Source organism: Colwellia sp. RE-S-Sl-9 (genome assembly GCF_048296855.1).
Lineage (GTDB): Bacteria > Pseudomonadota > Gammaproteobacteria > Enterobacterales > Alteromonadaceae > Pseudocolwellia.
In genome coordinates, this window is the sequence record NZ_CP182631.1 from 261,870 (window position 1) to 283,373 (window position 21,504).

The following is a 21,504-nucleotide window of genomic DNA, read 5'->3' on the forward strand; positions in this document are numbered from 1 at the left end:
ACCCGAACTTGAGTTATGTAATGTAAGCGTAGAATAATTATGCTTTTACACTGTTTTTACGACGCTTAAAACCCGCTAGAGCAAACATACCCATAGCAAATAATCCTGCACTTGCTGGAACCGGTACTTGGCTTACTGTAATACGTGCTACTTCAAAACCACGTGCTGTAAAGTCAGCCGCTACTGCATCAATAGAATAACCCGCTGGTGTATTACCACCAAAAATAGATAACCCGCCTGCAAGCACTGTTAAACCAGAATGTTGGCCAACATCACCATTTTCATCTTGTCTAGGTTGTGCGTTAGCTCCAGCTAAAAATGGAGAGCCATAACCTGTGTTTAATTCAGTACCAGAGTCCCACACATTATTACCTAATATTAGAATATCTAAACCAACAAAATTATCGTTAATATCAAATAACGAATAAGCCATAGCATTATCGTTACCAATAAAAGCATCGTTGGTAGGAATTAACATAGATAAGAAACTAAAATAGCCGCTGTCAGTTGAGTTTATGTTAAAAGTAGCTGATGTCGCTGATTCACCAGGTTCAAACACTGGTGCGCCTGCAAAACCTGCAGGTGCAGTTAAAACACCTTGTTGGCCACTTGCATTACTTACTGAGAAATCAGAAACAATACCAGAAACATCGCCACCTTCTGCTAAAGCTTGTAAAGATGCTGACGCGGTAGTACCTGCATCAAAAGAGTCAAAAGAACCATCATGAAAACCTAACCAAACTGGTGTTAGTGCTAAACCACCAGCATCAAATAAATTACTGACTTCCACTTCAACAAGTGCCGCATTTGCAGCACCAGACAATAAAGCTGTGCCTGCAATAGTTGTTAATATCGCTTTTTTGAACATGTTCATAATAAGTTTTCCCAATATGTTTTTATTAATAATTAATGTGAGTAACAATCAATTAACATAATAAGCAACAACTATCACAAAATTATCACAGAGGAATAACAAAAGATTAAAAGTGTAAATAATAGGCAAAGAGAAGAGATGTTTTATTGTGAAAGAGGTGTATATACCCATTATCATTCAAGCGCTCTGAAATAGCCTCTTGAGTGGTAACGGGGATATATACCAAGTTGAATAATAACTTAATCAACTTGGTGCTATAAAATACTAATATTTTAAGTGGTTAATGAAATTTAAGAAAATAATTTACCTAGCAAGACGGCTTAGTTCTTTAATTCTATCTTTACTGGTTAATATGTAGCATTCTTTATAGGTTGGCGCAGAGGCATTTGACGGTAATTGGGCTAAAAACTGCCATTTACAATTGTTATCTCTAAAGGTAACAAAGTTTTTTTGTGAACGTTTAAACATGTCGTATGCTGATTTTCTACCTGTTGTTCTCGCAATTTCTTCGAGAATAAATAATTGATTATTTACCCATGTTTCGAGTTCTCTATCTATTTTTATTTTTACCGTATCTAAACATTGGGAGTATTTGATTTTATCTTCTTTTTTAGATGTACATTTGGCAAAAACAGGATCCATTGATTCAGCAAACACTAAAGTCGAAGAGAATAAAAAAGGAGTAGCGATAGCAATTAAAAATTTTATCATAAATGTTTTTATTCTCTTTATATATCAGGTAGGTAATACTTTTTTATATGGTTTAACAGTTACCTTTTTATAAACGCCTGCTGCAATATAAGGATCTACATCAGCCCATGCTTGTGCTGTTTCTAAATTATTAAATTCAGCAATAACTAATGAACCAGTAAAACCAGCATCTCCTGGGTTTTCGCTATCAATCGCAGGGCAAGGTCCAGCAACCAATAAACGACCTTCATTCTGTAAGCTTTTAAGGCGCTCAAGATGTTGTTCTCTAACACTCATGCGTAGGGCTAAACTGTTTTCTACATCTTCACTATAGATTAAATAATACATTGTTGACTCTTTTATTGAATTAATAAGAAATATTATTACTGTTTTTCAGATTCTTCTTTAGGTAAGTATTTATATAAGGCAAAAATTGAAGATATTGAAAACACAATCATTAAGCCCGTTAAGCCAAATACTTTAAAGTTAACCCAAACTTCTTGTTCAAAATTAAAGGCGATATACCAATTAAGTGCCCCACAAAAGGCAAAAAATAACGCCCAGCTTAAGTTGAGTTTATTCCAAATGTTTTCAGGTAATGAAAGTGACTCGCCTAAAAATTGTTTAATGATATTTTTCTTAAATACATATTGGCTGACGATAAGGGCTGCTGCAAAAACACCATTAATAATGGTTACTTTCCATTTTAAGAACGTATCGTCATGCATAAATATAGTTAACCCTCCAAAAACAGTGATCAAACCAAAAAATATCCACGTTTTTGTTGGAACTGTTTTACCGCGCACAATATAAAATAATACCTGAAGCGCAGACATCGCTATTAATGCGCCAGTTGCCCAATAAATATCAGCTAACTTCCACACAACATAAAAAATTATAAGAGGTAAAAATTCAAAAAAGGCTTGCATATAAATCCGTAGATTTTAAAAATAAATAGTACCTCAATTCTAACGAATGATGGGGAGTAGGCCAACTGATTAAGTGCTTTTTACGTAAATATTTATAATACATTTAAATTTCCATCCTTCCTCATACAAAATTGATGCTTTTTAATTAATCTTATTTTTACTATTTTTTGTAAAAACTTGCAGTCTTATTTATTTGTTCTAAGTTTTAATTAACCCCAATATTCTATGAACTAAAGAAATCTTATGTTTACGTTGCCATCTCAATTAACTGTTGCTCAGGTATATACATGTCAGGTTGATTTCCTAGAGTTCATTGATATTAACGACACAATCACTTTGAATTCAGATGATGTAGAAAAAATAGATACCTTAGGTATTCAATTTCTTTTGGCGGCAGTTACTTACATTTTATCTCAAAATAAAGAGCTTATATGGGAATGTAATTCTTCTGTTATTCAAAACACAGTCAAGCAATTAGGGCTTAATGAAGCGCTATTAACTCAATTTACAAATGTTTAGGCTTTCTTGTTTAAGTATTAATTTATTAGGAAAATAATATGACAAAAATACTGATTGTTGATGACTCTAATTCAATCCGAGACATGGTGAGTTTTACTTTGAAAAGTGCGGGATATGACACTGTTGAAGCAAAAGATGGGCAAGATGGTCTTAATAAAGCTAAAACTGCGTCATTCGATTTAGTTATCACGGATGTCAATATGCCCATTATGGATGGAATAACCTTATGTCAGGAGTTACGTAAATTATCCAGCTTTAAATTTACGCCTATTTTAATGTTAACCACTGAAAGTTCGGGTGATATGAAACAAAGAGGTAAAGCCGCAGGGGCTACAGGTTGGTTGGTTAAGCCTTTTAATCCAGAAAAACTCATAGCAACGATTAAGCGCGTTGTTTAGGTAACTCATCATGAGCATTGATCTTTCCCAATTTATTCCTAGCTTTTTAGAAGAAAGCTTTGAAGGCTTGGCGTTAATGGAATCTAGTTTGCTTAATTTAGAGCAAGGAGATACTGAAACTATTAACTCTATTTTTAGAGCAGCACATTCTATAAAAGGAGGAGCAGGAACATTTGGTTTCGATCATGTTACAGAATTCACTCATTTAGTTGAAACCTTGTTAGATGAGATGAGAGATGGTCGCAGAGAAATTGCCCAAAGTGATGTTGAAATATTACTAGACTCTGTTGATTGTATTAAATTATTAATAGAAGCTATTCAAAATGAAACCACCTGCAATGACGAAAAAATAACACTCACATCAGAGCAATTAACATTAACACTGAATGAAAATATTTCTGAAACACAAGCATCAGCCGAAACTACCAGTCAGTCAAATGAGGCTGAAAACCAAGATAACGTTATTTGGGAAATAGAATTTGTTCCTGAGCATCATTTAGTTAAAACCGGTAATGATCCCATGTTTTTATTCAATGCTTTATCTGAATTGGGTGAAATGACCATTAAAGCAAATGCAAAAGAACTGCCTGCTTTAAATGACATGGATACAGAAGAGCTCTATTTAAGTTGGGAAATTACATTAGTTACCGCCGCAAATATAGAAATACAAGAAATAGAAGAAATATTTGAATGGGTAGAGGATGAATGTAAATTAACGATTACTAAAAATTGTGCTGTTGAAGCAAGTAAAGATAATATTTTAGAACAAGAAAATGTTCAGCAAAACACGCAAGATAATCAACAAGTAGATAACTCCAATAATACGATAGAAGACTTAACTGATAACTCCCCATTAGAAGAAACTCCTAAAGTACAAATTGTTAAACCAGTAACTAAACCACCAGAAGTTAAAGTAAAAGGAAAAACTGATGTTGGTTCAATTCGCGTCGGGGTAGATAAAGTAGACAGTTTGATCAATTTAATGGGGGAGTTAGTTATTACTCAATCGATGTTATCTGAATTAGGGAATGATTTTGACTTGTCTAAAGTTGAACGACTGAATACAGGATTAGAGCAACTATTACAAAATACTAAAGAGCTACAAGAAAGTGTTATGCGTATACGTATGCTTCCTATTAGTTTTGCTTTTAATCGTTTCCCTCGCTTAATTCATGACTTATCTAAAAAAACGGGCAAACAAATAGAGCTTATTTTAAAAGGTGAGCAAACAGAGCTTGATAAAACTGTAATGGAACAAATAGGTGACCCTTTAGTTCATCTTGTAAGAAATGCAGTTGACCATGGTATTGAATCTACAGAAGTTAGAGTTGCTAACGGTAAGCCTGAACTCGGCACTATTATTCTCAATGCTTATCATCAAGGTGGCAGTATTGTTATTGAAATCAGTGATGATGGAGGAGGAATAAAGCGACAAGCTGTTTTAGATAAAGCAATAGAAAAAGGCATTATTGATGAATATGCATCGTTAACTGATGCACAAGTATTCGACCTGATTTTAGAGCCAGGGTTTTCAACTGCAAAAGAGTTGAGTGATATTTCAGGGCGAGGTGTTGGTATGGATGTGGTTAAAAAGAACATTCAATCACTAGGTGGCCGCATACAAATAGAATCTGTTGAAGGTAAAGGAAGTACTTTTAAAGTTCACTTACCACTGACACTGGCTATTTTAGATGGTCAACTCGTTAGGGTAGGTAGTGAGATTTATATTATTCCTTTAATTACCATTGTTGAATCATTACAAGCGCAAAGCGAGTTAATTAATCGTGTATCTGGAGATATGGTGCTCTACCGATTACGTGAAGACAATGTCCCTGTACTACCTATTTATCAGTTATTTAATATTGAAGCTGAAACAAAAGAAGTGGATAAATCGTTATTGGTTGTTGTTGAAGCTGAAGATCAAAAAATAGGCTTGATGGTTGATGACTTACTTGCTCAACAACAAGTGGTGATTAAAAGTTTAAGTGTAAACTATCAACAAGTTGAAGGCATTTCAGGGGCTACAATTTTAGGTGATGGTTCGGTAGCTATGATTCTGGATATACCAGGTATTATTCATATGGCTCAAAAAAATGCACAAAAAAACTTCAATCATAATGTTCAACATTCTACACATTCTGAAGAGGTATCTTTTTAATGGATATTCAATCTTTAGCTGCTGAAATCCCCGTAGAAGGAGAGTACTCGTTAGAAGGGATCGATTTTATAACGAGTGGTGAACAATATCTTACTTTTCTACTTGGAACAGAACAATACGCTGTAAATATCTTGTGTGTTGAAGAAATCAGGATATGGGAACAACCGACCAAAATTCCGAATTCTCCTAGCGATGTTAAAGGCGTTATTAATGTACGAGGCATTATTGTTCCTATTATTGATTTACGTCTTAAATTTAATATGGGTGAAGCCAATTATTCAGAAGTAACCGTAGTTATCGTATTAAAGGTCGAACTTGACCATTCTACACGAACAATAGGTTTCGTTGTAGATGCCGTTTCTGAAGTATTAAACGCTGATGATAATGAAATTAAAAAATCACCCGCATTTGGTGGGTGTGTACCACAACATTATATTGATGGCTTAGTTAATGTAGGTGACAACGTGGTTACTTTACTTAACGTACACGCCCTTCAAACCATAAAACCTCACGAATAATATAAGAGAGATACCATGGAACATGAACAAGAATATCTAACTTTTGTATTAAATGGTGAAGAATTTGGCGTAGATATATTATGTGTGCAAGAAATTAGAGTATGGAGTTCGGTCACAGAGCTACCAAATAAACCTGATTATATTAAAGGCGTTATAAATTTGCGTGGCGTTATTATACCTATTGTAGATCTGAGACAGCGCTTTGGTTTAGCGCCATTAGAATACAACGAGCAAACGGTCACTATTATTTTACGTACTCAAAAAACACAAAAACCTATGGTAGTAGGAATTGTTGTTGATTCAGTATCAGAAGTTTATAAATTTAATAAAAACTCTATTCGTAAAGCACCTGAATTTGGTAATCAAATAGATAGTTGCTTTTTAAGAGGGTTAGCCTCAGTCGAAGATAAACTTATCATTTTGTTAGAAACACAAACGTTATTAAACCAAGACGAATTGTATAGTTTTAATCAAAGTGAACCTTCATTAGAAGCAGAAATTTAAAACAATACTTAAACTAGAACTTGGGTTTACGGGAGTAATTATGACCCCAAAACAAATAGAGTTAGTACAAGGGAGTTGGCAAAAACTTAAACCTTCAGTTACGGAGGTTATTGAATATTATTATAAAAACCTATTTGAAATTAGCCCTTTTTTAAAGACTAGTTTAGTCAATTGTACTACAGAACATAGTAACAAATTAATCACAACGCTTGATGCATCAATAAAGCTACTTGATGAACCTGAAAAATTACAAGCAACTATTGATAAGCTGAACGTTAAGCGCGCGAATAATCCATTGGATGAAGCTCATTTAGATAGTATCGAGAATGCTTTTTTAGGAGCGTTGGAAGAACACCAAGGTGCTAACTTTACCGCCACATTAAAAAAAGCATGGGGTTCTGCTAATAAACAATTTTTAAGTAATGTTCTTGTTAATACGTTTATAGATACACCTATTGTAAACGACAACGCTCAAATGAAAGGGAATATAAATAAAATGAATCAAGTTAAAAAAACATCAACCGAACAAGTTAAAGAAGCTGAATATCGAGAAATGGTAGCTAAAATGGAAGCCATAGGTAAATCTCAAGCGGTGATTGAATTTAATATGGACGGTACTATTGTTACAGCAAATGATAATTTTTTGAATGCTGTGGGTTATACACTAGAAGAAGTTCAAGGCCAACATCATAGTATGTTTGTTGAGCCTGATTACAAAGAAAGTCAGGAATATAAGACTTTTTGGGAAAACCTAAATAAAGGTGAATATGACAGCAATGAATACAAGCGATTAGGTAAAGGAGGAAAAGAAATTTGGATACAAGCCTCTTATAACCCTATTTTAGATTTAGATGGCACACCTATTAAAGTTGTAAAATACGCGACGGATATTACCGAGCAGAAGTTACGTAATGCCGATTATTCAGGTCAAATTAGTGCGATAGGAAAATCTCAAGCGGTAATCGAATTTAATATGGACGGCACTATAATTACGGCAAATGAGAATTTTTTAAACACAGTTGGCTATACCCTAGAAGAAGTTCAAGGACAGCACCATAGTATGTTTGTAGAAGCAGACTATAAAGTAAGCCACGAATATAAAGCTTTTTGGGAAAGCCTAAATCGTGGTGAATATGACAGTAATGAATACAAGCGAATAGCGAAAGGTGGTAAAGAAGTTTGGATACAAGCTTCTTATAATCCTATTCTAGATTTAAATGGCAAACCTTTTAAAGTAGTTAAGTACGCATCAGACGTAACCGAACAAAAATTAAATAATGCTGATTTCTCAGGTCAAATCAGTGCTATAGGTAAATCACAAGCGGTTATCGAATTTAATATGGACGGTACTATTATTACAGCAAATGATAACTTTTTAAATGCTCTTGGTTATTCACTCGATGAAATAAAAGGTCAGCATCACAGCTTATTTGTTGAGCCAGATTATAAGGTAAGCCATGAATATAGAGCTTTCTGGGAAGGCTTAAATCGAGGCGATTACGACAGTAACGAATACAAGCGTATTGGTAAAGGTGGTAAAGAAATATGGATACAAGCTTCTTATAATCCTATTTTAGATCTCAATGGTAAACCGTTCAAAGTTGTTAAATATGCTACGGATATAACCGCTAGAAAACGTGCTATTGCACAAATAAAAGAAACTCTAATTACTATGTCTAAAGGCGACTTATCGCAAGGCATAGAAACAGAATTAGTCGGTGAGTTCAGTATTATCGGTAATGCAATTAACGAGGTACTTGATGTACTTAACTCCATGGTTGATGAAATACGTAAAGCATCAACTAATGTATTCGATTCAGCGAGAGAAATAGCAGAAGGGAATAACGAACTTAGCCATAGAACAGAGTCTCAAGCTTCAAGTCTTGAAGAAACAGCCTCTGCGATGGAAGAACTAACCAGTACAGTTCAACAAAATGCAGAAAATGCCACAGAAGCTAGTAAGTTATCTTCATCCGTTATGGTTAAAGCAAGTAATGGCGGAGAAGTGGTGAAAAGTGCTATTACAGCCATGAGCGATATTAATAAATCGAGTAAAAAAATTGCCGATATTATTAGTGTTATTGATGAAATTGCATTCCAAACAAACTTACTTGCATTAAATGCAGCGGTAGAAGCCGCAAGAGCGGGTGAACAAGGACGAGGTTTTGCAGTAGTAGCAGCTGAAGTTAGAAATTTAGCACAACGTTCTGCGGGAGCAGCAAAAGAAATTAAAGGACTTATCAACGATAGTGTAGAAGCAGTAGGGCAAGGCACTAAGCTAGTTGATGAAACGGGACAAACATTTTCTGAACTTGTGAGTGCAATTGAAGATGTAAGTAAAATGATCAGCGATATTGATAGTGCAGGTAAAGAACAATCTGCAGGTATTGGAGAAGTAAGTGCTGCAGTGAGTCAAATGGATGAAATGACTCAACAAAATGCTGCTCTTGTTGAAGAAGCAGCAGCTTCAAGTAAATCGATGGAAGAACAATCACAATCGTTACTTGATCAGGTTGCCTTCTTTAATACCAGTAATAACAATCAGCCAGAAACAAATAGACATCAAGTCGTTAAGTTACAACCCAATAGAAGTAGCCATGCTCAAAGACCGAGCAGAGATAGAACAGTTTCAAATAGCAGAGTAAATACACCTCGTGTAAGTACGCCGTCAGATCAAGAGTGGGAAGAGTTTTAGGTATCTATTATGGCAGACTCTAGAGATAATCGGCAAAAACTGAGTGACGCCGATTTTGACTTTGTTTGTCGTTATATTTATGACAAATCAGGCATTGTGCTTAACAGTAGTAAGCGAGAAATGGTTTATCGACGATTCACTCGTATTATAAGAGATAGGCATCTTGAGTCATTTTCAGATTACTGTCAGTTACTTAAAACTAACTCTGATGAAGAGCAAAGCTATTTTATTAATGCATTAACAACCAATTTAACCAGTTTTTTTCGTGAAGAACATCATTTTGAGTATTTAAGAGGTCATGAATTTCCACGATTAATGAAGCAAAAAAGCAAGCGTTTAAGAATTTGGTGTAGTGCCAGCTCAACAGGAGAAGAACCTTACAGTATTGCTATAACGGTTAAAGAATCTTTCAAAACCTTACTCAATACTTGGGATGTAAAGATTTTAGCTACAGATATAGACAGCAATGTACTTAACACTGGAAAGCAGGGGATATATGACGCTAAACGCATTGAAGATATCCCCGATAATTTAAAAAGAAAGTACTTTTCTCGAGGTACCGGTATTAATAGTTCTAAAGTAAGGGTAACGCCTGAATTACAGCAGCTTATTACATTTAAAGAACTCAACTTGATGAATGGTTGGCCAATGAAAGGGCCATTTGATGTTATTTTTTGTCGAAATGTCATTATCTATTTTGACAAAAAAACTCAAAGGCAATTATTTGAAAGGTATCATCAATTATTGGCATCCAATGGATTATTAATACTGGGTCACAGCGAGAACTTAGGGGCTTTTCAAGAATATTTTAAAAGTGTTGGTCGTACTATTTTTAGAAAGTTGGACTAGGGTATTTTGCAGGAATGTTGCGTTATGAATATATATAGAACAAATACTCAAGTAGATGAGTGTAAAAAGCGCTGCTTACCTGAGTTTAGGCATATTAATCACTATTGGGATAAAGATAGAGAAATTGTTGTAGCCAAAATCTTACCTGGAGAATTTTACATAACACGAGAGCAAGTAGGAATTGCTACTACGTTAGGCTCGTGTGTATCAGCATGTATTTGGGATAATCGTTCAGGTATCGGGGGAATGAATCATTTTATGCTTCCTTTAACATCAAAAGAAGCTCATGAAGTTGATTGGGGAAAAAGAGGATTAACATCAGATGCTACGCGTTATGGTAACTTTGCTATGGAACATTTAATTAATCTTATTTTAAAAAATGGAGGACGACGATTTAATTTACGAGCAAAAGTATTTGGTGGAGGTAAAGTTTTAAAGGGTATGTCTGATGTGGGAGAGCGAAATATAGAGTTTGTTTTGTCGTACTTAGCAACAGAAAATATTGTAATTGAAAGCTCAGATTTAGGAGACTTTCATCCACGTAAAGTGATGTTTTTTCCTGATACAGGACGTGCTTTTGTTAAACCGATAGACAACTTAAACAACGATACCATTGTAAATCGTGAAACAGAATATAGTAGTAGTCTCAATCAAAGTGATGTTTCTGGTGATGTAGAGTTATTTTAATTCAATTACAAGGGAAAAAGTTTGGATAAAATAAAAGTACTTATTGTTGACGATTCTTCAGTAATTCGCAGTATTGTAAAAGAGGTACTTCGAGATGAACCTGAGATAGAAGTAATAGGCGAAGCAAAAGATCCTTATGTTGCTCGAGATTTAATTAAAAAGCTAAATCCAGACGTACTTACCTTAGATGTTGAAATGCCAAAAATGGACGGTATTACATTTTTAGGTAACTTAATGCGCTTAAGGCCTATGCCAGTATTAATGCTATCGACCTTAACAACCCAAGGAGCAGAGGTTACGTTAAAGGCACTTGAGTTAGGTGCAATTGATTTTATAGCTAAGCCTAGTTTTAAAGAACTATTATCTTTAAAAGAAAACTTTAAAGAAACGCTTGTAGATAAAATTAAATTTGCAGCAAATATTGAACATAAAGTTACAGCAAAGGCTGTATCTCATGCTAACGCTTTTTTAGGCTGTAAAAGAAAGAATCACTTAGTGGCTATTGGAGCTTCTACTGGAGGTACTGAGGCGATTAAACATGTGTTATTAGGTTTACCTGAAAATAGCCCTCCAATTGTTATTACACTTCATATACCTAAAGTTTTTAGTGCCCATTTTGCTATTCGAATGGATAAATACTGTTGTATGAAAGTACAAGAAGCTAAGCATGGACAAAAAATAAAAGAAGGTAATGTTTATATTGCTCCAGGAGATCAACACCTTAAAGTTGAAAGTAAAGGAGGAGCGCTTTTTTGTATATTAGAAGACTCAGAAGAAGTTAACAGACATAAACCATCGGTTGATGTTCTCTTTAATTCTTTACTCCCAATAGCAGACAATACTCAAGCTATTTTATTGACGGGCATGGGACAAGACGGAGCCAAGGGGTTATTAGCGCTTAAAAATAACAGAGCAATGACTATTATTCAAAGCGAAGAAAGTAGTCTTATTTGGGGAATGCCTGGGGCTGCTTTCAAATTAAATGCTCATAGAAAACAAACTGACTTGTTAAGCATAGCTCCTGAATTATTGACCTACGCGTCATTAGATAAAACTGAAATGAAGGTGATTAAAAGTGAAAAATAAACTTATATATCCTATTTTTATTGGAGGGGCTATTTCTGCTTATCAATTAGTTAATGTACTTTTTATTGACTTTAATAATATCGATTTAGTACTCAATGTTTCTTTAGTTGGGATTTTTGGTTATTTAATATTTATCACTAAAAAAACGACTATAATTAATGACAAGTCTGTTAGTAGCGTTAGTAATACACATGACAACAATAATAAACTTTTAAAATCAACACTTGAACAATTGAGTTCTTTAGTAGGGCAACAAGTGTCTGTTATAGATACCGAACTCGATAGAACCAACATACTCGTGAGAGAAGCTGCAGAAGGTTTATCACAAAGCTTTAAGTCTTTACAAAGTTTAAGTGGTGAGCAGCACGAAATGATGAATAAAGTGATTAATAATCATATGAACATAGGAGATGAAAAAGGTACAACCCTTGAAGAGTTTGTTCATGATTCAAGTAAAACATTAGAAGAATTTGTTGGCGTTATTATAACAACGAGTAAACAGAGCTTACAGGCAATGTCTTTTACTAATGATATGTCTAAACAATTAGATGGAATTTTTGGCTTATTGGCAGAAGTAGAAAATCTTGCAAGCCAAACTAATTTATTAGCGCTAAATGCGGCAATTGAAGCTGCAAGAGCTGGCGAAGCAGGAAGAGGTTTTGCTGTGGTAGCATCCGAAGTACGTGCTTTATCTGTTAACTCCACAGATTTAAATAATGATATTCGAAAAGAAATTTTTACAGCACAACACATGATTAAAAACCTAAGGGAAGCTGTTGAAACTATGGCGTCAGCTGATATGACATCAACTTTAGAATCAAAAGAGTATGTGAGTAATATGGTTGTTCATGTTGCGAAAGTTAACAGGGACAGTGGTGATATCATTAATAGCTTAGCTTCATTAACGCCTCAAATAGATAACACCGTAGCGCTAGGAGTCAGATCGCTGCAATTTGAAGACTTAACTAATCAAACACTGACATCAGTTAAATGTAATTTAGACACGTTAGCTTTGCTAAGTAATATGCTCTTAACGATTAACATAGAGGATGAACGTGCTTCTAATACGCTCCAAGATATTCTATTAAAATGTAAAGACGCTTTCGATAAAACGAATAAAGTAAATGAAAATCGCTCAGTATCACAATCATCTATGGATGAAGGTGAAGTTGATTTATTTTGATAAATTTTGAATCTATGAGGAAGTTATAATGGGGATTAAAGTTCAAGTTTTACGAGAAAAGAATCAACTTATTATTGGAATATCAGAACGTTTTGATTTTTCCTTGCACCAGATATTTAGAGATTCTTATATTGATGTAGAGTCAAATAATACTGAATACATATTAGATCTTTCTTTAACTTCTTATATGGACAGTTCTGCATTAGGTATGATCTTATTATTGAAAGACCATGCAGAAAGTAATTCTGGCAGCGTTATTATTAGAAAACCTAGTGAAACCGTAAATAAAATATTAGAAATAGCTCAATTTCATAAATTAATGAAAATAGAGAGCTAAAAATGAATAAACCCTTAAGTAATCAATATGGGAAATTAGCGCTGGTTGTTGATGACTCTAAAGTGCAGTGCAAGATGCTAAGTATTCTTTTAGAAGAAGAAAAGTATCGTGTGATCATGGCGCATAATGGTGCTGAAGGGATTGAAAAATATATAAAATATCAACCAGATCTTGTCTTGATGGATATAAATATGCCTATTATGAATGGGTATTCAGCCACTCGAAAAATAAAAAGCCTCTCCCAAAATAGCCTATGTCCCTTAATTTTTATTACCAGTAATGATACAGAGGAAGCTTATATTGATAGTGTAGATGCTGGTGGTGATGGTATTTTAGTTAGGCCTTTTTCTCCAAAAGTATTTAAATCTAAAATTAAATCACTTCAACGTATTAGTGATTTATACGGTCAGGTTAAATCATTGCAACAAGAGCAACAAAAAGATGCTGAATTAGCTGAACGATTAATGTCTGGCGTTATAGAAGCGAGGAATTTCGCATTAGATAAAATTGGTATAGTAAAACAAGCTGCTGCGCTATTTAGTGGCGATATTCAATTAACCGCCTTATCTCCAAATGGCAACCTAAATGTAATGTTAGGAGACTTTACTGGCCATGGACTTAGGTCTTCTATTGGTGCGATTCCTTTAGCTGAAACCTTTAGAACCATGACTCGTAAAGGCTTTGCGTTATTTGACATTATTACTCAAATTAATAAACAGTTATATGCTTTATTACCCCCTGATTTATTTTTAGGCGCTGCTTTTGTGAGTATTTCTGAGCATGATAAGTCAGCTTATATTTTTAATGCTGGTTTACCTGATGTTTATATCATGTCAAATAAAGGCGATATAAAACACAAAATTGCATCTTCTCATCCTCCTTTGGGGGTTTTACCACAACTTATTGTTGAAACTCATTTAACTGTGTTATCTGTAGACTATACTGACAGAATAGAATTAATTAGCGATGGTATTGTTGAAGCCAGAAACGACCAAGGAAAAATGTTTGAATTTGAGCGTTTTGAGCGATCATTAAAAAAAGGTATTATTGCTAAGAATGTGAGTGCTACGGTATTAAAAGATATGATGATTTTCTGTCAAAATATGCCTCAAGAAGATGATATATCATTAATAGATATACCTTGTAGTGGTTGGTTATCATCTAAAGATAGCGAAGAATCCACTGTAATAAAAAATGAAAATAAAAAAGTTGTTTATCATGATGGTGGTTTATCGTGTGCTTGGAGATGGCAACTTAAATTATCAGGTTCAAGATTAGCTAAAATAAATCCCATTCCTATGGCATTAAATCAGATAACCGAAATAGAAGGTGACTCTGATCATTGGCAAAATCTATACACTATATTAACAGAGCTTTTTATTAATGCATTAGACCATGGTGTTTTGGAGCTAGGATCTGATTTGAAAAGTACTGCGGAAGGGTTCGTGTTATATTTTAATGAACGTGAAACTCGCTTGGCTAAATTAAATACGGGATTTGTTGATATAAAATTAAGTTATTACCCTATTGATGACGGAGGGCGAATTAAAATTTATATCAGTGATAGTGGAAAAGGTTTTGATATTAATAAGCAAAATAGAGATCAAGAAATAAATACGCGACTTTATGGGCGAGGTATCATGATGCTAGAGCAATTATGTGAATCTTTAGTTTATAAAAATAATGGAAGTATAGTTGAGGCGTCTTATGCTTGGACTGCTTAGATGATTCTTCATTTTTTAAATTATCTATTTTTCAATGAATGGAAAAACAGGTTTTATAAAACACTTTATGTATTAAGGGGATAAGGATTGAATAATCGCGATATAGATAGGTGTAAAATGCAATTGCCCGGTATTGATTATGAAATTGGTGTAGGTAATGTGTTAGGTGATGATGAGATATATAAAGAAATTATACTCATGTTTTATGAAGATCATGCTCAAGACGATGACAATATTCAAAAAGCGATATTAGGGGATGATCCTGATAACTGTAAACGTTTAGTGCATACTTTAAAAGGAGTGGCTTGTTCTATTGGGGCTATGACGTTATTTGAACAAGTAAAGTTATTAGATATTGCGATTAATGAGAGAAGAGATAGTGACTATCAGGGGCTATTAGACGCTTTAAAACCGGAGTTTACTAAAGTAATGGAGGGAATAGAGCTAGTATTATTAAATAAAAGCTGATGAGTAAAATTTGAAGTTATTAAGTCGAATTTACCACTGCCGGTGTAAGTTAATTGCTTTAAATTAAAGTGATATCAATATCACTTTTGGGTTTACAACAACATGGCAGAATTTCGTTTTGTCCAACGTAGGCTAAAGGCTCACCTTTAAAGTAATTTATCTCGCCACAGTTTAAGGTTATACGACAAGCACCACAATACCCATCTCTACAATGATAATGTATTTCATAGTGTTCACCCTCTAAAAATTCTAGCAGTGTTTTTTCTGAATCTTTATAGAGAACAGTTGTGCCTTCAATTGAAATTTTTATAGGGTTATCTGCTGAGGTCGAAGGAGGACTAGCATTAGCATCTTTCATTTTGTAAACACCTATAAATCAGCATGCTAATGCTTTGTTCAATATTAATAAAATTATAAATCGAAGTCGTCGAAATCATCAGAAGATACAGACGAATCCACTTGTCCCACAAGGTAGCTAGATATTTCAGTTTCTTGTGGCGCTACTTGAACATTATCGCTTGATAAATAGGCGTTTATCCATGGAAGCGGGTTTGTTTTTATATCAAAAGGCGCATCTAAGCCTATAGCTGTCATTCTTTGATTACTGATATATTCAATATATTGTTTTAAAATTTCAGCATTTACACCAATCATTGAACCATCTTTAAAAAGGTACTCTGCCCACTCTTTTTCTTGATCAACAACATCTAAGAAAACTTGACGACCTTGATCTTTCAATGTTTTACAGATTTCTTGCATTTCAGGATCATCTTGCCCATTACTCCATAAATTGAGAATGGTTTGTGTGCCTGTTAAATGTAAAGCCTCATCACGAGCAATTAACTTAATAATTTTAGCGTTACCTTCTAACAGCTCACGCTCTGCAAAGGCAAAAGAACAAGCAAAACTTACATAAAAACGAATAGCTTCTAAGGCGTTAACAGAACATATAGCAAGGTATAAGCGTTCCTTTAATTTACGCATTGATACTTCAATGGTTTCACCATTAACTTCGTAACTACCTTCTCCTTGAGATTGTAGTAATTGAGTTGTTAGTATTACGTCATCAAAGTATTTAGCTATACTTGCTGCTCTTTTTAAAATAGCGGGGTTGACGACAATATCATCGAATACTTCGCTAGGGTCTGAGAATAAATTTCTTAAAATATGGGTATAAGAACGAGAGTGAATGGTTTCACTAAACGCCCATGTTTCAACCCAGGTTTCAAGTTCAGGCAATGATACTAAAGGAAGTAATACTGCATTAACTGAACGAGCAGCCATGCTATCAAGTAATGTTTGGTACTTGAGATTTGAAATAAAAATGTGTTTTTCTGAATCCGTAAGACTCTGCCAATCTGAACGATCTTTAGAAACATCTACTTCTTCAGGTCGCCAAAAAAATGATAATTGTTTTTCTATTAATCGTTCGAAATTTACAAACTTCTGTTGATCGTAACGGCTTACATTAACACTTTGTCCGAAAAACATAGGCTCTAATAAAGCATTATTAGCCGACTGATTAAACGTTGTATACGTCATTTATTTTCCCTGAAAATATCAAACATAAGTTTGATATAAATATTTTACTAATACAGATTGTTATTATTATATTAATTACAATGTTTGATTAAATGAATACTTACAGTATTTAGATTTTACAGGCGCCGCCGGCACAGTCATCGTCTTCAACTTCTACCTGACTGTCGTCAGCACCATCTCTAGTATTGTGATAATACATTGTTTTTATACCTAACTTATAAGCCGTTAATATGTCTTTCAACACTTGTTTAATAGGTACTTTTCTACCTTCAAAACGTGACGGATCATAGTTAGTATTAGCTGAGATGGTTTGATCGATAAATTTCTGCATAATACCGACTAGCTCTAAATAACCTTGGTTACTTGGAATATTCCAAAGTAATTCATAGTTATCTTTTAAATTAGCGTAATCAGGTACAACTTGTTTTAATATGCCATCTTTACTTGCTTTAACACTTATAAGACCACGAGGTGGTTCGATACCATTGGTTGCATTAGATATTTGTGATGATGTTTCTGAAGGCATTAATGCCGAAACTGTAGAGTTTCTTACACCAAATTCCATAATATCAGCACGTAAACTATCCCAGTCTAAGTGGAGTGGTTCGCTAACAATTTTATCAATCTCTTTTTTGTAAGTATCTATAGGTAAGATACCTTTTGATAATCGAGTTTCATTGAATTTAGGACAAGCACCCATTTCTTTAGCTAGGTTGTTACTGGCTTTTAATAAATAATACTGTATTGCTTCAAATGTTTTATGAGTGAGGTTATTTGCACTTCCATTCGAATAATACAAGCCATTTTTAGCTAAATAATAAGCGTAGTTAATAACACCAATACCTAATGTACGTCTACCAACCGTCGCATTTTTAGCAGCCGGCATTGGGTAGTCTTGATAATCTAGTAAACTATCTAGAGCACGAACAGCTAAGTCAGCTAAATGGTCAAGCTCATCTAAGCTTTCAATAGCACCTAAGTTAAAGGCTGAAAGTGTACATAAAGCAATTTCACCATTAGGATCATTAATGTCGTTCATTGGCTTGGTTGGTAGTGCTATTTCTAAACACAGGTTACTTTGCCTAATAGGTGCTTGTTTTGGATCAAATGGACTATGCGTATTACAGTGATCTACGTTTTGCAAATAGATACGACCTGTACTTGCACGCTCTTGTGCAAACAAGGTAAATAACTCAATCGCTTTTATACATTTTTTACGAATGGATGGATCAGCTTCATATTTTGTATATAAGGCTTCAAACTCGTCTTGATCTTCAAAAAACGCATCATATAAACCGGGTACATCGCTTGGACTAAATAAGGTAATAGACTCACCTTTAATTAAGCGTTGATACATTACTTTATTAAACTGAACACCGTAATCTAAATGACGAACACGGTTTTCTTCAACACCACGGTTATTTTTTAAAACCAGTAAACTTTCAACTTCTAAGTGCCACAATGGGTAGAATAAGGTAGCAGCGCCGCCGCGAACACCACCTTGAGAACAACTTTTAACGGCTGTTTGAAAGTGTTTGAAAAATGGAATACAACCGGTGTGAAACGCTTCACCATTTCTAATTGAGCTACCTAAAGCTCTAATACGACCTGCATTAATACCAATACCTGCACGTTGTGAAACGTATTTCACAATTGAGCTAGATGCCGCATTAATCGAATCTAAACTATCGCCACACTCAATAAGTACACAAGAAGAGAATTGACGAGTAGGAGTTCTTACACCTGCCATAATGGGCGTAGGTAAAGAAATTTTAAAGGTAGATATAGCGTTGTAAAAACCTTCAACATATTTTAAACGTGTTTCTTTTGGATATTTTGCAAATAAACACGCAGCAACAAGTATGTATAAGAACTGGGCACTTTCGTAAATTTCACCACTTACACGGTTTTGAACAAGGTATTTACCTTCTAACTGTTTTACAGCCGCGTAGCTAAAATTTAAGTCTCGGCGATGGTCTAAAAACTGCTCCATTGCTTCAAATTCATCTTGCGTGTAATCCGTTATTAAGTGTTGGTCATATTTACCAGATGCAACTAAAGAAATTACATGTTCATATAACTTAGGCGGTTCGAATTTACCGTATGCTTTTTTTCGTAGATGAAAAATAGCTAAACGAGCAGACAAAAACTGATAGTCAGGTGTTTCTTCTGATATTAAATCAGCGGCTGATTTAATAATGGTTTCATGAATATCTGCTGTTTTAATTCCATCATAAAATTGTATATGTGATTTTAATTCAACTTGAGATACGGAAACATTATTTAATCCCTCCGCGGCCCAATCAATAACTTGATGGATTTTTTCTAAATCAATGGGTTCTTTTTTGCCGTTACGCTTAGTAACAAAAAGGTTGTTATTCATGAAAGACCTGTAATTAATTTATAGTTCTGCTTGTTCGTATGTGAACATTTATAATAATTAAACCCCACCTAGTGCTTGTGGATAATAAATACACTACATGTTGGGGTTTTATAAAAACTGATCACAAGATAGTGAGGTTTTAGGGCTATTGCAAGTGTTAAAATTTAATGTATTTAAGGTCATGCTCTACTATAAAAATTCAGTTAGTAACAACTAACTTAGTAAGGCGTTTTATTTTTGATTTATGAGAAACGCAATGCTTTTTTTAGGTTAATTATTTTCTGTTATTTATTTTAAATAAATAACAGGTGTACATAAAATGTACGTTTGTTTTTTAGTCGTTAATGTTTGAATTTTCATCAAATAAATTACAAATTGAACACTTGTTTATTTTATCGTCGCCATTATGTCTAGTGGGTTTAAAGTCATAGCGTCAGCTTGCCACTGTTCACATTCATTAATATCTAAAATATATCCCCATTGCGCTATTATTGTGTACATGTTTGCGCTATTGCCAGCCTCAATATCTCTAAGGGCATCGCCAACATATATGCATTTTTTGGGATCGCTATTCATTTGTTCGCATGCAAATAAAATAGGAGCAGGGTGTGGTTTACGCTGAGGCAGGGTATCTCCAGCTATTAATGTTTTACATTGATCGAATTGCGGAAATTTGGGCACTAAAATTTTAGATAAGTATTCAGGTTTGTTCGTTACAATTCCCCAAGGAATATTCATTTCATTCAATGAGAATAATAATTTTTCTATATTAGGGTATAACTTAGTATGAACAGCAATATTTTGTTCATAGTAATTTAAAAATTCAATGCGCAGCGCATTAAAATTAAATTCCGAAAGTCGTTCTCCAAACCCTAACTCTAATAAACCCTTCGCACCGTCAGAGGCAATTGGTCTGTACTTTTCTCTGTCGACAGGCTCAAGACCTTTATTTTTTAATACATAATTTAATGCTTCGCCTAGATCATTTGCGGTATCTAATAAAGTACCATCTAAATCGAATAATACTGCAGTATGCTTATTCATTCTTTTTCCTATGCTTGTTTTTGGAAACATAAAATATAGTTAACATCTAATTTTGATGTTAATTTATGATTTTCTGTTAATGGGTTGTAGTGAATTCCTACTGCATCAATACATTTTAAATTTTGATCTTCAGCCCATGAAATTAAGGTTGAGGGTTTGATAAACGAATCGTGGTTATGGGTACCATTAGGAACAAGTTTAAGTACTTTTTCTGCAGCGACTATGGCTAACAAATAAGACATGATGGTTTTATTTAAGGTGGAGAAAAACACAAAACCATTAGGTTTCACCATATCAGCACATGCAGAAATGATTGAAGAAGGGTCTGGAACATGCTCAAGCATTTCCATACAAGTTACAATGTCAAAGGCTTCAGGGCTTTGTTTGGCTTTCTCCTCTGCTGTTATTTTTTCATAATCTAACTTAACGTTAGATTCTAATGCATGAAGCTTTGCTATATTTAGAGGTTCTTCTCCCATATCAATACCCGTAACATTAGCGCCTAACTTGGCTAAGCTTTCGCTCAGTATGCCTCCGCCACATCCTACATCTAGTATGTTTTTATCAAAGAGATTATGTACATGTTGAATAATAAACTGACAACGAAGTGGGTTGATTTGATGGAGTGGTTTAAAATCACCAGTAAGATCCCACCATTGACTGGCGACTTTTTCGAATTTTTCAATTTCATCAAAATTTACGTTAATGTTTTTAGACATTTTATAGACTCATTGCAGAATGTTTTCATTGTTAATGATTCTAAATGAAAATGTGATTCAAACCTAGTAGCTTAAAAGTATATCCAGAGTAAAATTTAGCTTTTATTCTTCATTTGTAGTTATTTTTAGGTGAATTAAATTAATGGTTTAAAAAGTAGTCAAATCATCCTGTTTTTTACTGTTGTTCAAATATTAAA

The 21,504-nt window shown here is 34.1% G+C and carries 22 protein-coding genes; 13 read left to right on the forward strand and 9 right to left on the reverse strand.

Features of this window, described 5'->3' with window-relative positions:
* Positions 1 to 37: 37 nt before the first annotated feature.
* The 4 genes from ACM9HF_RS01095 to ACM9HF_RS01110 form a co-directional block, all read right to left on the reverse strand.
* Positions 38 to 874 carry a spondin domain-containing protein gene (locus ACM9HF_RS01095; RefSeq protein WP_473613714.1) on the reverse strand — a complete coding sequence of 279 codons (837 nt, stop codon included), beginning with the start codon at positions 872 to 874 and terminating at the stop codon, positions 38 to 40.
* 303 nt (positions 875 to 1,177) lie between these two features.
* Positions 1,178 to 1,585 carry a lysozyme inhibitor LprI family protein gene (locus ACM9HF_RS01100; RefSeq protein WP_473613717.1) on the reverse strand — a complete coding sequence of 136 codons (408 nt, stop codon included), beginning with the start codon at positions 1,583 to 1,585 and terminating at the stop codon, positions 1,178 to 1,180.
* 24 nt (positions 1,586 to 1,609) lie between these two features.
* On the reverse strand, positions 1,610 to 1,912 hold the full coding sequence (locus ACM9HF_RS01105; protein WP_473613719.1) for a YciI family protein: 303 nt from the start codon (positions 1,910 to 1,912) through the stop codon (positions 1,610 to 1,612).
* Positions 1,913 to 1,947: 35 nt separating this feature from the next.
* Positions 1,948 to 2,493 carry a septation protein A gene (locus ACM9HF_RS01110; RefSeq protein ID WP_473613722.1) on the reverse strand — a complete coding sequence of 182 codons (546 nt, stop codon included), beginning with the start codon at positions 2,491 to 2,493 and terminating at the stop codon, positions 1,948 to 1,950.
* 243 nt (positions 2,494 to 2,736) lie between these two features.
* On the opposite strand from ACM9HF_RS01110, the gene ACM9HF_RS01115 reads away from it, so the two are divergent.
* From ACM9HF_RS01115 to ACM9HF_RS01175, 13 genes are all read left to right on the forward strand, one after another.
* The gene (locus ACM9HF_RS01115; protein WP_473613724.1) at positions 2,737 to 3,012 is read left to right on the forward strand and encodes an STAS domain-containing protein; all 276 of its coding nucleotides are present in this window, start codon (positions 2,737 to 2,739) and stop codon (positions 3,010 to 3,012) included.
* A gap of 38 nt (positions 3,013 to 3,050) precedes the next feature.
* A complete protein-coding gene (locus tag ACM9HF_RS01120; RefSeq protein WP_473613726.1) occupies positions 3,051 to 3,410 on the forward strand; it encodes a response regulator in 360 nt (119 codons plus the stop codon).
* Between the two features lie 10 nt (positions 3,411 to 3,420).
* Positions 3,421 to 5,568, forward strand: coding sequence for a chemotaxis protein CheA (locus ACM9HF_RS01125; protein ID WP_473613729.1), 2,148 nt, complete (start codon positions 3,421 to 3,423; stop codon positions 5,566 to 5,568).
* The gene (locus ACM9HF_RS01130) at positions 5,568 to 6,086 is read left to right on the forward strand and encodes a chemotaxis protein CheW (protein WP_473613730.1); all 519 of its coding nucleotides are present in this window, start codon (positions 5,568 to 5,570) and stop codon (positions 6,084 to 6,086) included. Before ACM9HF_RS01125 ends, ACM9HF_RS01130 begins: the two co-directional genes overlap by 1 nt.
* A 15-nt stretch (positions 6,087 to 6,101) precedes the next feature.
* Positions 6,102 to 6,590 (forward strand): chemotaxis protein CheW, encoded by a 489-nt coding sequence (locus ACM9HF_RS01135; RefSeq protein ID WP_473613732.1) that lies wholly within the window; start codon positions 6,102 to 6,104, stop codon positions 6,588 to 6,590.
* 40 nt (positions 6,591 to 6,630) lie between these two features.
* Positions 6,631 to 9,285, forward strand: coding sequence for a methyl-accepting chemotaxis protein (locus ACM9HF_RS01140; protein ID WP_473613734.1), 2,655 nt, complete (start codon positions 6,631 to 6,633; stop codon positions 9,283 to 9,285).
* 9 nt (positions 9,286 to 9,294) lie between these two features.
* A complete protein-coding gene (locus tag ACM9HF_RS01145; RefSeq protein ID WP_473613736.1) occupies positions 9,295 to 10,134 on the forward strand; it encodes a CheR family methyltransferase in 840 nt (279 codons plus the stop codon).
* 24 nt (positions 10,135 to 10,158) lie between these two features.
* The gene (gene cheD / locus ACM9HF_RS01150; RefSeq protein WP_473613739.1) at positions 10,159 to 10,821 is read left to right on the forward strand and encodes a chemoreceptor glutamine deamidase CheD; all 663 of its coding nucleotides are present in this window, start codon (positions 10,159 to 10,161) and stop codon (positions 10,819 to 10,821) included.
* Between the two features lie 21 nt (positions 10,822 to 10,842).
* Positions 10,843 to 11,907 carry a protein-glutamate methylesterase/protein-glutamine glutaminase gene (locus ACM9HF_RS01155; RefSeq protein WP_473613742.1) on the forward strand — a complete coding sequence of 355 codons (1,065 nt, stop codon included), beginning with the start codon at positions 10,843 to 10,845 and terminating at the stop codon, positions 11,905 to 11,907.
* Positions 11,897 to 13,090: a methyl-accepting chemotaxis protein gene (locus tag ACM9HF_RS01160; RefSeq protein WP_473613745.1), complete on the forward strand. Its 1,194-nt coding sequence runs from the start codon at positions 11,897 to 11,899 to the stop codon at positions 13,088 to 13,090. Before ACM9HF_RS01155 ends, ACM9HF_RS01160 begins: the two co-directional genes overlap by 11 nt.
* 28 nt (positions 13,091 to 13,118) lie before the next feature.
* Positions 13,119 to 13,427: an STAS domain-containing protein gene (locus ACM9HF_RS01165; protein WP_473613746.1), complete on the forward strand. Its 309-nt coding sequence runs from the start codon at positions 13,119 to 13,121 to the stop codon at positions 13,425 to 13,427.
* A gap of 2 nt (positions 13,428 to 13,429) precedes the next feature.
* A complete protein-coding gene (locus ACM9HF_RS01170) occupies positions 13,430 to 15,151 on the forward strand; it encodes a SpoIIE family protein phosphatase (protein WP_473613748.1) in 1,722 nt (573 codons plus the stop codon).
* An 87-nt stretch (positions 15,152 to 15,238) separates the two neighbouring features.
* Positions 15,239 to 15,619 (forward strand): Hpt domain-containing protein, encoded by a 381-nt coding sequence (locus ACM9HF_RS01175; protein ID WP_473613751.1) that lies wholly within the window; start codon positions 15,239 to 15,241, stop codon positions 15,617 to 15,619.
* A gap of 58 nt (positions 15,620 to 15,677) precedes the next feature.
* Here ACM9HF_RS01175 and yfaE read toward each other — a convergent pair whose 3' ends face one another.
* The 5 genes from yfaE to ubiG form a co-directional block, all read right to left on the reverse strand.
* On the reverse strand, positions 15,678 to 15,977 hold the full coding sequence (yfaE, locus tag ACM9HF_RS01180; RefSeq protein ID WP_473613754.1) for a class I ribonucleotide reductase maintenance protein YfaE: 300 nt from the start codon (positions 15,975 to 15,977) through the stop codon (positions 15,678 to 15,680).
* A 53-nt stretch (positions 15,978 to 16,030) separates the two neighbouring features.
* Positions 16,031 to 17,161 (reverse strand): class Ia ribonucleoside-diphosphate reductase subunit beta, encoded by a 1,131-nt coding sequence (gene nrdB / locus ACM9HF_RS01185; RefSeq protein WP_473613756.1) that lies wholly within the window; start codon positions 17,159 to 17,161, stop codon positions 16,031 to 16,033.
* Between the two features lie 109 nt (positions 17,162 to 17,270).
* Positions 17,271 to 19,544, reverse strand: a complete 2,274-nt coding sequence (nrdA, locus tag ACM9HF_RS01190; protein ID WP_473613758.1) for a class 1a ribonucleoside-diphosphate reductase subunit alpha — start codon at positions 19,542 to 19,544, stop codon at positions 17,271 to 17,273.
* A 387-nt stretch (positions 19,545 to 19,931) separates the two neighbouring features.
* A complete protein-coding gene (locus ACM9HF_RS01195) occupies positions 19,932 to 20,588 on the reverse strand; it encodes an HAD-IA family hydrolase (protein ID WP_473613760.1) in 657 nt (218 codons plus the stop codon).
* A gap of 8 nt (positions 20,589 to 20,596) precedes the next feature.
* Positions 20,597 to 21,307: a bifunctional 2-polyprenyl-6-hydroxyphenol methylase/3-demethylubiquinol 3-O-methyltransferase UbiG gene (ubiG, locus tag ACM9HF_RS01200; RefSeq protein ID WP_473613763.1), complete on the reverse strand. Its 711-nt coding sequence runs from the start codon at positions 21,305 to 21,307 to the stop codon at positions 20,597 to 20,599.
* Positions 21,308 to 21,504: the final 197 nt, after the last annotated feature.

Bases quoted from the DNA above. Each gene is read 5' to 3' on its own strand.
- ACM9HF_RS01095 (WP_473613714.1), bottom strand. From the start codon at position 874: ATGAACATGTTCAAAAAAGCGATATTAACAACTATTGCAGGCACAGCT.
- ACM9HF_RS01100 (WP_473613717.1), bottom strand. From the start codon at position 1,585: ATGATAAAATTTTTAATTGCTATCGCTACTCCTTTTTTATTCTCTTCG.
- ACM9HF_RS01105 (WP_473613719.1), bottom strand. From the start codon at position 1,912: ATGTATTATTTAATCTATAGTGAAGATGTAGAAAACAGTTTAGCCCTA.
- ACM9HF_RS01110 (WP_473613722.1), bottom strand. From the start codon at position 2,493: ATGCAAGCCTTTTTTGAATTTTTACCTCTTATAATTTTTTATGTTGTG.
- ACM9HF_RS01115 (WP_473613724.1), top strand. From the start codon at position 2,737: ATGTTTACGTTGCCATCTCAATTAACTGTTGCTCAGGTATATACATGT.
- ACM9HF_RS01120 (WP_473613726.1), top strand. From the start codon at position 3,051: ATGACAAAAATACTGATTGTTGATGACTCTAATTCAATCCGAGACATG.
- ACM9HF_RS01125 (WP_473613729.1), top strand. From the start codon at position 3,421: ATGAGCATTGATCTTTCCCAATTTATTCCTAGCTTTTTAGAAGAAAGC.
- ACM9HF_RS01130 (WP_473613730.1), top strand. From the start codon at position 5,568: ATGGATATTCAATCTTTAGCTGCTGAAATCCCCGTAGAAGGAGAGTAC.
- ACM9HF_RS01135 (WP_473613732.1), top strand. From the start codon at position 6,102: ATGGAACATGAACAAGAATATCTAACTTTTGTATTAAATGGTGAAGAA.
- ACM9HF_RS01140 (WP_473613734.1), top strand. From the start codon at position 6,631: ATGACCCCAAAACAAATAGAGTTAGTACAAGGGAGTTGGCAAAAACTT.
- ACM9HF_RS01145 (WP_473613736.1), top strand. From the start codon at position 9,295: ATGGCAGACTCTAGAGATAATCGGCAAAAACTGAGTGACGCCGATTTT.
- cheD (WP_473613739.1), top strand. From the start codon at position 10,159: ATGAATATATATAGAACAAATACTCAAGTAGATGAGTGTAAAAAGCGC.
- ACM9HF_RS01165 (WP_473613746.1), top strand. From the start codon at position 13,119: ATGGGGATTAAAGTTCAAGTTTTACGAGAAAAGAATCAACTTATTATT.
- ACM9HF_RS01170 (WP_473613748.1), top strand. From the start codon at position 13,430: ATGAATAAACCCTTAAGTAATCAATATGGGAAATTAGCGCTGGTTGTT.
- yfaE (WP_473613754.1), bottom strand. From the start codon at position 15,977: ATGAAAGATGCTAATGCTAGTCCTCCTTCGACCTCAGCAGATAACCCT.
- nrdB (WP_473613756.1), bottom strand. From the start codon at position 17,161: ATGACGTATACAACGTTTAATCAGTCGGCTAATAATGCTTTATTAGAG.
- nrdA (WP_473613758.1), bottom strand. From the start codon at position 19,544: ATGAATAACAACCTTTTTGTTACTAAGCGTAACGGCAAAAAAGAACCC.
- ACM9HF_RS01195 (WP_473613760.1), bottom strand. From the start codon at position 20,588: ATGAATAAGCATACTGCAGTATTATTCGATTTAGATGGTACTTTATTA.
- ubiG (WP_473613763.1), bottom strand. From the start codon at position 21,307: ATGTCTAAAAACATTAACGTAAATTTTGATGAAATTGAAAAATTCGAA.